This is a genomic window from Zobellia uliginosa (genome assembly GCF_018860745.1).
In the GTDB taxonomy this organism is placed as follows: domain Bacteria; phylum Bacteroidota; class Bacteroidia; order Flavobacteriales; family Flavobacteriaceae; genus Zobellia; species Zobellia uliginosa_B.
Window position 1 is genome coordinate 8033 of sequence record NZ_JAHKPY010000006.1, and the last position, 12538, is coordinate 20570.

The following is a 12538-nucleotide window of genomic DNA, read 5'->3' on the forward strand; positions in this document are numbered from 1 at the left end:
AAAATAAACATTTCATCGTAATAATCTATCTCAAGTATGTACAATTTACACGTAAAACAACATATTTCAGTGTGTTGACAACATTTATTTAGCTAGAAGACTAATCCTTAGTTATTTTGATTGTTATCCCACTTCAAACCATACCAATGAATAACTTATTTAAAATCTACTTAAAAGGATTTCTTATTATCCTTATAGCATTTACCGGATTTTCCGGGTTTTCGCAATTAAGTGATTTACATTATTTGCCACCATTGAAGCAGGGTCAAAATAACGCGGGTATACAATACCAGGCCGTACATCTATCAACTCCAGAAACCACACCTTTTCAAGTAAGGGTCTATCGCGGAACAAACCCCACAGCTATACAGACTTTTACCATTGACAATCTAAATCCTGCAGTTTGGAACTTAGGGAACGGGGATAACAATATTACTTTGGTGGATAACAATAACACCGGAGTAGTACTTACCAATAGTGGCTTACGGTTCGAAGCCCCTGGTGGAGAGGATTTTTATGTGAACTATAGGGGTAAATCTCCTGCACAAGCCGCATCATTAACTGCAAAGGGCAGACAAGCCTTGGGTACAAATTTTAAATGGGGTGGTGTTCCTAACCTGGGAGCGCAAATATCTAAATCCAACACCTTGGGTATAATGGCCACTGAAGATAATACTACAGTTACCTTATCCGGTTATGATCCAGGTTGCGAATTTAGAGTGGGTGCCGATAGAGCCGGTATTACAGCAAATTCGCATACCATTACACTAAACAGACATGAATCTTTTGTATACGAAACCTATATAGGCACGGCTCCTACTCCAGCGCATGAAGATGGTTGGATTGGTGCTTCTATCGTAGCCAATAAAGATATAGTTATTAGTAACGGTTCTATAAACTTTGGTAGACAAGCTGGTAGTGGAAACCGTGATGCAGGTATTGACCAACCTGTTCCTGAAAACAAACTCGGTAAAGAATATATTTTCATTAGAGGTAATGGTAGAACCAGCGGGGAAACTGAATTTCCTTTGATTATAGCTACTGCCGATAATACACAAATATTTGTAGGAGCAGATACAACTCCTATAGCTACAATTAATAATGGTGATTATTATCAAGTCCCAAGTAATAGATATTCCTCAAATACGGTAGGGGCCAACATGTACGTACGTACATCAAAAAATGCATACGCCTATCAGTGTGTAGCGGGATCAAGTGCTTTTTATACGCAAGGACTAAACTTTGTAGCTCCCGTAAACTGTCTTTTACCTGACAAGATGGACAATATTCCCGATATTCGGAACATTGCCGGAAGTATTGTAACAGGTGGGTTAACAATTACGGCATCAGTAAACACTCCTGACAGTAACGTTAAAGTATTCCAAGACGGAGTTGAGATTAGTAAACCTGCTTCTGACCCTGTAGCAGGTTCTGCCGACTGGAAAACATTTTTTATACCTAACCTAGACGGGAATATCAGTGTGACATCTACCGGCCCTATGGCCATTGGTTTTTTTGGGTATAGCGGCGCTCAAGGTGTAGCCGGTTATTTTTCAGGTTTTGACACCGTGCCGGAAGTAAGGCTGGAAATCAATGGCGGTACTGTTGGGGATTGCTTTGCAGGTTCCAGTATTTTTGAGGCGTCAGATGATAATTTTGATGCATACCAGTGGTTTTTTGATGGAGAAATCATTCCTGGAGCTAACGCTTTTGATTATGCTGCAACCGTAGCCGGAGACTATTTTGTTAGAGGCACCAAAGGTCCTTGTACGTATGACTCGCAATCTATTACCGTCTTCTATTGTGAACCAGACGTTTTAATTAAAAAAACAGTAGATAAACCTGAAATCAATGAAGGTGATACGGCAACTTTTACCATTAGAACAGAAAATTTATATTTCCGAGATATTACCAATTTACAGATTACCGATAATATTCCTGCAGGACTAACCTTAGTAAATGCCAATACCATTAAAGGTTCTTGGAACGGATCGGTATGGAATGTTGGGACATTGGCTCCTGGTGAGGTTGCATTTTTAACGCTAGAGGTAACTGCTGATGAAATAGACACTTTACCTTTATTGAGCTTAACCAATACCGCATACAACACACAAGATCAAGTAGATGCCAACATAACGGAAGATACCCCGTCTGCCCATATCTTAATCCATAACGATTTTGACAACGATGGTGTAAACGACCTTGTTGATTTGGATGATGATAATGATGGTATATATGATGAAGATGAATGTGATACACTTTCTGTAAGCATTTCTAATGGAAATTCGGTCACAAGTGATTTGTTGAGTGTTAATGACTATTTAATATTAGACTTATATGAGATAGACAATTCATTTACAATTGCCATTAATGGTAATGATGTTGCCGGAGAAATTCAGTTAGAAAATAGTGTACCGGGAAACAATGCTCGGTTTTTAGATGGCACCATGCACGGTACAGATGGTAACCCTAGTGTCTGGACCATTAGCGGATCTATTGGTGATCCGGTAATGCGCGTAATCATCAATCAAAATGGCGCTTTTGAATTATTTGCCAAGAGAACTACTGGAGGCATATTGGAACCCATGCTTTTGGACACCGCTGCAAATACTATTTCATGGAACACATCCGGGACGAATTCAGTTACTATAGATCAAGAACTAAGAGGCCCAACCGTACTGCGCGGTACACTTCTTACTGCAGGTTGCGACACCGATAATGATGGCTACCCAGACTCTTTGGATTTGGATAGTGACGACGATGGATGTAGCGATGCAAACGAATTTTATAAAGATGATACTGCCGATGGTGGCGATGGAATGGAGTATGGAACAGGAGTTCCAGTAGTTGACCCAACAGATGGTACGGTAAATGCTGCATCTTACAACCAAGTATATGCTCCGGTCATTGTTTTGGGCAATACTTCTGAGTTATTGAGCGGTACAGATATAAACGGGCAAGATGTGAACTTAGGTGATACTTTTAATTATGTATTACGTTTTCAAAATACCGGTGATGATCATGCTACCAATTTTACTATTGAAGATGTTCTACCCAATAACGTTACCTTAAATAATATCAATATTGATAATGCTCCAGGAGTAACAAATACATACGACGTAGGTACGCAAACTATAAATTTTACTATACCTAACAATTTAGTAGAAGTTGGTGACCCTGAATATAAAATTGAAATTACAGTCTCAATCTCAGGTGACTGTTCTGAATTTGTTGCGGCCTGTGCCGCTCAATTAGAAAATAATGCTCTTGCAAGCTATCAAGGCACATTAAATAACAACACTTTTTCTGATGAGGACGGCAGTAACCCTGCCGGCGCCTGTACAACTACCTTAGAGGTAGCAACAAATAACGTATCGGATGCATTAACAAATTGTAATGTAGCGCGTACGGTAGAACTTTGTGGTACAGATGCCACACTTACTGCTGGTTCCGGCTTTAACACCTACAACTGGGCTATTGACAATAATAATAATGGATCAATTGATTCAGGAGATACGATGTTAAACGATGGTGATTCCGATAGTGACCCAAGCACTATGGTTATTACTACCGCTGGTAATTATATAGTTGAAAAAACAGCAAATAATGGCTGCTCCAACCATACAGAACTTATTAATGTTGAGCGTTATGGAGATACACAGACCAACCCGATTATAGCCTATTTTAACCAAGTTAATGGCGATAGCAATCCTGATAATGACATTCAAGGTGAAATTGTTACCTGTTCTATAGATGGTAACTCAATGCCTAACATCTTCCTTTGTGGTACAAGTGATAGTGCTTTTATACAATTAGGAATTACGGATGCGCAGAGCATTACATGGGAAAAGCTTGACGAAAGCAGTTGTAATGAAGCTACTTGTGGTCCGGTCAGCGATGATTGTGCCAATACGGATAGTAATTGGACTTGGTCCCAAGAAACCGTTCAAAACAATTTTACAATTACAGAGAGTGGTAAATTTAGAGTAGTAATTGGCTATGAAGGCGGATGTTTTAGCAGATTCTATTTTAATGCTTACCAGAATACGCTAGATATTCCAACCCCGACATCCACAGACATTATCTGTAATACAAATGGTTCAATTAGAGTAGTAGATCTAGGATCTGGTTACGGGTATCAATTGTTTGATGTAGAAAACAATACTATTGCTGTTCCTTTCAGTGCTGGTCAAGGTCCAATTTTTGATATTGCTACTAGTGGGACATATAAAGTTCAGGTAACACAACTTGACCCATCAACCGGCGCTCCAATAGCTAATAGTTGTGTATTCGAAACGGAAGAAACAGGTATTTCAGAAAGAATTTTCGACGTTACCCCTACCACTACTCCTTTTGATTGTAATGACGCAGGAACTATTGGTATTCAAGCATTGAACGTATCCCCGGAATACAGTTATGAACTCTTTTTGGATGATGGTAGCGGAAACGCAGGTTCATTAGTTGCCAACAATCTGGTTTCTTCAGATAACACCCATACTTTCTCTGGTCTCGCGGCAAATGACTATGTAATAGTAACCACCACTGTAGATGGTTGTAGAGACGAACGCACCATAACCGTAGGTGAAATACCCGAGTTGAAATTAACGGCAGCTACACAAAACGATATTACGTGTAACCCTGGTGTAATTAACCTAACACCATCAGGAGGAACAACAGATTATGAGTTTGCCATTTACAGCAAAGATGGTATAGCACCATATGCTGATGAATCTACTATTCCTGATGCGGATTTTACTCCGAATACTACATTTTTGTTTGGTTATGAAGGTAGCCCTTCTACCTACGTTCCCGGTGAAGAAGGAGATTATGTTTTTGTAATTAAAGATGCTAACGGCTGTTTTGGACTATCTAACACCGTACGTATGGAAGATTTAGGTACAGTGAGCATTACGGCTTCCAATTCCGCTATTACCTGTGCCGATTCGTCTACATCTGTATTAACAATTACCGCTACCGGCGGTATCGCGCCTTACCAATACAGCCTGGATAACGGAACTACTTATCAAACGGAAAACTTTTTTAATAATATAGCCGCGGGCCATTACACGATTACCGTAATGGACTCTAGCGGTACCAGTGGAACTGGTTGTGAGGAATCTATCACCTATGAGGTTGTTCAGCCATTTAGACTTACGGCTTCGCCTGCCATAATCGAAGATACTTCCTGTGACACTTCTGGAGCTGCAATCCCTACCGCCCTGGTTAAGATTCTAAATACTTCCGGAGGTCAAGCGCCTTATGAATATAGTTTTGATGGTGGTAGTTCTTTTAATCTAATTGATGAACAACGTTTAGCTGCAGGTACTCACCAGTTGGCGGTAAAAGATGCTTTGGGTTGTGAAACGGACCTAGAAATTACGGTACCAAGCAAAACCGTAGACCCCAGTTTTGATAATGCTATTACATACGCTTGTGATGGTAATGGAATAATTACTATCACACCTTCCAATACAACGGATTTCTCATATACCTATCAATTAAACGGGGCAGACAATTCCCCTGCGGACAGCAATATTTTTAATAATGTAGCTACAGGTACACAAACGTTAACTATTGGATATACAAGTACAATTACCACAGACCAGAGCACTTTATTCCTGGAAAACTTTGGAACCGGGGTTACTACTCAAATTGCAGAAGTTGGACCTGGATATTGTTATGAACCGCAAGATGGTACGGACACAGACTGTAATTTAGGTCCTGCAGGTATTTTGGTAAATGCTGAATATGCGGTTACTAATAGAATAACCAATCCTAATGCAACATGGAGAAGCCCTGATGACCATACTGGTTTAACTAACGGTAGATTTATGGCTATAGGTGTAAGCACATCCGCTGGAAATAACAATATCATATGGTCAAGAACAGGATTAGATGTACTTGCTAATCAAGATATAACGATTTCTTTTTATGCGTACAACATACAAATAGATGGTACACCTGGTCGCGACCCTGAAGTATTGGTGGAGTTAGTTGATGCTTCTGGAAATGTAATCAATAGTCAGGCTACAATGGCTATCCCTCAGAACAACAATGCAAACGACTGGCACTTAAGGGAGGTTACCTTTAATCCAGGAGCTAATACAGTTGCGGGGGTTCTGTTACGTACCAACCTAGATAGCGATGACGGAAATTTCTTAGTTCTAGATGATATTCAGGCAACTCAAATTCCTGAAATATGTGAAGAAACCCAAGATATTACAGTTTCCGTGGAAACAGGTAAAGCTTTTGAAGTAAATATCTTAGGAAGCACAAACCCTAGCTGTAATGGAAGTGATAACGGTAGTATCCGTTTTGAAGTTAAAAATTTTGACCCTGCTTTTGGATATCGATATTCTGTTGATGGTGGTACAAATTGGGTTATCGAAACCACTTCTCCAATTACTACAACTGCCACACTAGGTGATGGCACTTATGAGATACAAGTAGAAAAAATTGATGATAATACGTGTACCGCTACCTCAGCAACTACGGTAACGTTGACCTCGCCAAATGCATTAACGGCAACTTTGCAAAAAATGGCAGAGTTTACTTGTTACAACACAGGAGCCACATTAGAAGCAACGGCTACGGAGGGTACACCTGGTTATGAATATCAACTAGAACTAACTGACGGCACTGTTGCAAGAGCCTTCAGTACTTCTGCTCAATTCTTAAATGTACCAGCTGGCGATTACTTGGTAAGGATAACCGATCAGAATAGCTGTGAAATCTTATCTACCACACCAATTAATGTTACTGCCCCTACCCCAATTGCAGTAGACCTAACCGCTACGCAATGTTATGATGGACTAAGTAACGGAACGGTTACCGCAACGGTAGCAGACGGAAATGGAAACTACACTTTTAAGCTGGGTACAGGGGCATATCAAACTCCCACTCCTGTAAATGCAACTGCTTTTACTTTTAATAATTTATCCGAAGGAACCTATGATATAGAAGTAATGGACCAATACGGTTGTACCTCAGGAATTCAAACTATTACAATTGCTCCCGCTGTTACTTTGGGCGTAGCGGTTACAAATGCAAGCGTTTGTGCTTCTGGTTCGCTAACAGCCAATGCCACGGGTGGCGACGGTAATTTTGTATATGCTTTTATCCCTTCAGGAAATACAGTAACTGATAGTGACTTCTCATCTACCAATATAGTAACTATTGCTTTGGCAGATGTAGGCGATTACGACATATATGTTAGAGATAAAGCAAATGGTACAGATGCCTGTGGAACAACAGTAACGGAGACCGTTTCAGCTAACCCTGTATTGGCAGTAACTGCCGTACCAACTGATCCTGATTGTCATGATGGAACCGGAAGTATTGCAGTAAATATTACTGATGGACTTTCACCTTTTGATTACCGTTTAGTAGATATGACTAATGGTACACCCGATCAGGTAGATCTTAATGTTATTGGTAGCACCAAGACATATTACAATCTTGCTCCAGGTACCTATGACGTCATTATTACGGATGATGCCGGTTGTTCAGAAGATGAAACAGTGGTTATAAACCAACCAGATGAACTCACTTCTGTAATCGTATTGGCATATGCAAATGACTGTACAGGAGGAGCTGCTGAATTTGGTTTCGATTTTACTAGTGTTACTACTGGCCTTACCGGAACCATAGAATATAGTGCTGATGGAGGTACGACCTGGCAATCATCAACTATTTTTAGAGGCTATGCCTCTGGTGATGAAGTTTATCCTTCTTTACGTACGGTAGATGGCAGTAGTAACTTAATATGTCAAACAGATCTTCCAAGAGAGATCATACCTTATCCTTTAGATGATTTGGATATAACCACCTCTTCCGTAGTTGAAAACTGCGATGAGCTAAAAGTTGAAGTACAAGGTGGCGAGGGAATACCGGGATACGAATATTCATTCTCCAATGACCCAGCAAATTTTGACGCTTCAACAGCAACATGGTTCGTTGGTGGAAGCACTCATCTTGACGGTAGTGCTGTTTCAGCTGGTCATGGTAGCTATGAATTTACAAACTTGGTTCCTGGTAGAACTTATGTATTCTATGTAAGAGATAGTAATACACCTAGCTGTACAAGGCAAAGTACCGTAAATGTAAATGAGATTGCAGGTGGCTTACCAATGACCATTACCGCAGATATCACCCCATCCTGTAGCACTTCTAATAATGGTGCCATCACCTATACCATTGTAGACGAAGACGGTATTACCGAACCCAATATGGAATGGTTTTTATATGATGTTAACGGTACGCTTATTACAGACAGTGCAGGTACGGTACCCTACAACAATATCATAACAATTACGAACTTGGCGCCTGACGAATATTATATTGAAGTTAGGCAAATAGATAGCGGCGGCACACAACAATGTATCAGTGCTAGTGAAAACGAAATTTTAGATGAGCTGGATACTATTTCAGGAAATCCTAATTCCATTCAAGATATATCCTGTGAGAACCCTGGTTTAATCAAAATAGATAATGTTACAGGTGGTGGCGGTACCTATATGTTTACCGTAACAGGTCCATCCCCGTTTACAACTATAACAAATACTAGTAACAACCCTATTGAAATTGCCGCTAATTCTCCCTCAGGATCTTATAACGTATCTGTAGAAGACCAATATGGCTGCTCCTACAATCTTGGTAATGTTACAATGAGCTTTACGCCAGCACCAGTAATTGTAGATGTTGCGATCGCAAATTGTGATACAAATGCAACAGTAACGGTTAATGCTACAGGTACTGGAACAATCCTTTATTCTATAGATGGAGGTACTACCTATGAAAACAATAATGGCATATTTACTTTTGTAACAGCTAATAACTATGATGTCTTTGTTAAAGATGCCTCAGGTTGTGCCGCTACTCAAAATATTGATGTTCACCCTACCCTACAGGCTACCGTAGGTTTAGATAAACAATTGGGTTGTGGTGCCGGTAATGAAGCAGAAATAGCTATTGAAGCTATTGCTGGTTCAGGAAATTATGAGTTTGAGATTTTGGATAGCTCCGCAGGAATCAAAGTTGCCCGTCAGGCATTAACGACAAGTCCGTTTAATGCTACAATTGATGCCACGGATACCTATACTGTAAATGTATATGATATAGGAACGACATCACCACAATGTAGTAGAACTTTTACAGTGGATGTAGCAACAGCTATACAACCGGATTTTACACCTAACCCTTCCGATGTTAGTTGTTCAGGCGCAAATGATGGTAGTATTGAATTAACTCAAACCAATAATGGCAATAATCCATTAACGTATACATTAACACCAATGCCAGCAGGTGCATCTTGGGACGCTTCTACGCAATCGTTCATCAACTTACCGGGCGATGCCTATGTGGTTACTGGCCTTGGGCCCAACGGATGTTCTACAATACAAAATGTTACTGTAAACGAAAACGCACAAATTACTTTTGCCCTACCAGCCGTATCACAATTCGGCTGTACCAGTGGCAATGACACAAACAATGCTTCTATTACAATAGACCAAAGTACGATAAGTAATGGAAGTGGTACTTACAACCGTTACGTATTCCTAGATGCCGCGACTTTAAATGTACTTCAAGACAGCAATAGTTTGGTCTATGAATACACAAATGTTACAGGTGGCAATGTAATCGTACGTGTTTATGACGATGCAGGTTGTCCAGCAGAACAAACGGTTTCAGTAAATCCATTTGATGCGCTAGTAGATGCCACAGTAGTAGTAACTCGTGAAATTGACTGTGTGAATAGCGGGGAAGATTTAAGAATAGATGTTACCGGTACCTTTACCGATTCCACTTCTGATTTAAGTAATTATGAATTTAGAATCTTGCCTTCTACAACATACCAACCGTCAAATTTATTTTTAAATCGATTAGAAGGTAATTACACCATAGGTATAAGAAATATTACCACTGGCTGCGAAATTACACGAACCCACACCGTAGAAGACCCTAATACTTTTGATATTGTCGTAAATAAACTATCTGATGTGGTTTGTCACGGAACTGATGGAAGTATAGAGTTATCCTTTACCGATGCTATCTATACAGGTAATTTCGCTTGGGAAGTTTTCCATGCAGATGGAACCGAAACCACACGAATAGATGATGAAGGTATCTTTACAGGTACAGGAACAACTACTGCTATTCCAGTTGCGGCCGGTAATTATATAGTTAGAGTTGAACAAGTTGGCTTCCCAGAATGTAGCCAAGAACGCGCGTTTACCATAACAACACCTAGCGCACCTATTACATTGGCAACTATAGAAACTAGAGACGTTGGCTGTAACAATGATATGGGAAGTGCTAATATTACCCCTATTGGTGGCGAAGGTTCTTATGATATTGTTTTGACCAATACCAGTATAAGTACTTCCTACACTGCTACACAAGTGTACAGTAATCTTTTTCAAGGTCTTAGTGATGGCCAATATAGTGTAGAAGTAACGGATAATTTAGGTTGTACCGAGACTTTCACAAATGCATTCGTACTGTCTCCGCCTGAACCGATTATCGCTAGTATTCAATCTGTTAGAGAATTGGTTTGTGAAGGTGATACGGACGCAGAAATAACTGCGGAATTTACCTCAAGAACAATTAGCAACCCTACACCAAGTTATAGATACATTCTTAAAACTTATGATAGTGATGCTTCTGGAGCAAATCTGCTGCAGACCTCAAACCCTCAGACCGTACCAACATTTACCAACTTAGGATCTGGTTTTTATAGTGTAACCATTTTGGACGACCTAAATTGTTCGGATGAAACTAATATTGTAGAGATTGTTGAACCTACTGAAGTAGAAGGACAGCTAGTAACTTCACAAAGACTGAGCTGCTTGTCCGATGCAGAACTATTATTAACTGCTTCAGGAGGTACAGGACCATATACGTGGAGTACTACGGGAGTAGCTCCGTTCAATGCTATGAACGAGACCAATGGGCCAAACACCCATTTGTTTACAGGAATTACGGCCGGTACCTATGAGTATTATGTACAAGATAGTTTTGGTTGTATTTCCGTACTATCAAACAGCATTACAATCAATGCAATAGAAGACCTTGTAGTTATAGTTGAAAATCTTGACCCGATTATCAATTGTAATGGCGCAAGCACCGGAGTAATAGTTGCGGAAGCCCAAGGTGGACTTGGAGATTACCAATACGCATTGTTCTCAGATGCCGCTCTTACAAATGAAATAAGACCTAATCAAGTAACAGGCTTATTTACCGATTTATTCGCAGGTACCTACTTCGTGAGAGTACAAAGTGATGATTGTTTGGAAATATCCGCCGAAATCAATATTACTGAGCCCGAACCACTTGTTATGGATACGGTCAATAGCGAGTTTAACGATGTTACTTGTAATGGCGCGGATGATGGTAGTATTACCATTGTAATGACAGGGGGATCAAATAGCTATCAATATGCCATATCTCCAAATCTAGACCGTTTTAGCGATGACAATACTTTTGAAGATTTAGCTCCTGGTGATTATACCATAATAGCACAAGATTCAAACGGATGTTTTGAGCTTATAGAAGCTACTATAGAGGAACCGGAAGTTTTGGAAGTGATCGCTACCGCTACTCCGGAAATTTGTATAGGCGAGGAAGATGGTACTATAGAGCTTAACATTACAGGTGGTACTGCACCTTATAGCACTCGTTTGCTAGATGAAAGCACTTTTGTGCAAGACAGAACAAGTTTTACCAATATGGCCGCTGGATTGTATATCATCTATATTGAGGATGCGCAGGGTTGTGAAGAGACCATTACGGTAACTGTTGATCCAGGGGTTAACTTAGGAGCTTTCGTTGAGCCGGTATACGGATGTAACGGCAATACGCCTAATAACTACATCAATATAGTTCTTGATGATGCTAGCATAGAGGATGATGTCCTTTTTGGATTAGATACAACAGACCCTGCCGAAATGCAGTTAAACCCTTTCTTTAGGGATGTACCTGCAGGAAGCCATTTTATCAGCATTTCACATGCTAACGGTTGTATTGCCACTTATGATTTTGAAGTGGAGGCTTTTGAGCCATTGTCGCTTACTGTAGTAGAATCCAATATAAACCAGATTACGGCTACCGTAACCGGAGGTCGAGAAAATTATACCTTCTACTTTGGCGATACCAATAATGGTTCCGATAACGTTTTTTATATTACTAAAACAGACACCTATTTGGTTACTGTTGTCGATGAAAACGGTTGTGAAACTTCACAAAGTATTTTTATGGAGTTCATAGATATTGAAATCCCTAATTTCTTTACACCAAATGGTGATGGAGCAAATGACATCTGGAAACCAAAAAATATAGAAATCTATCCTGATATTTTTATTAGCATTTATGATAGATATGGTCGCACGGTATACAAGTTTAGAGACAACGAAGACGGTTGGGGCGGATTCTATCAGAAATCAGAATTACCTTCGGGGGATTATTGGTACGTAATTAGATTAAATGGAGAAGCGGATACAAGAGAGTTCGTTGGCCATTTCACCTTATATAGATAAAACAT

At 40.0% G+C, this 12538-nt stretch carries 1 protein-coding gene; it reads left to right on the plus strand.

From position 1 onward, the window contains the following. Nucleotides 1-146 precede the first annotated feature (146 nt). Entirely contained in the window at nucleotides 147-12533 is a 12387-nt protein-coding gene (locus tag KO521_RS10060; protein ID WP_252730001.1) for a T9SS type B sorting domain-containing protein, read from the plus strand. The last annotated feature ends 5 nt before the right edge of the window (nucleotides 12534-12538 follow it).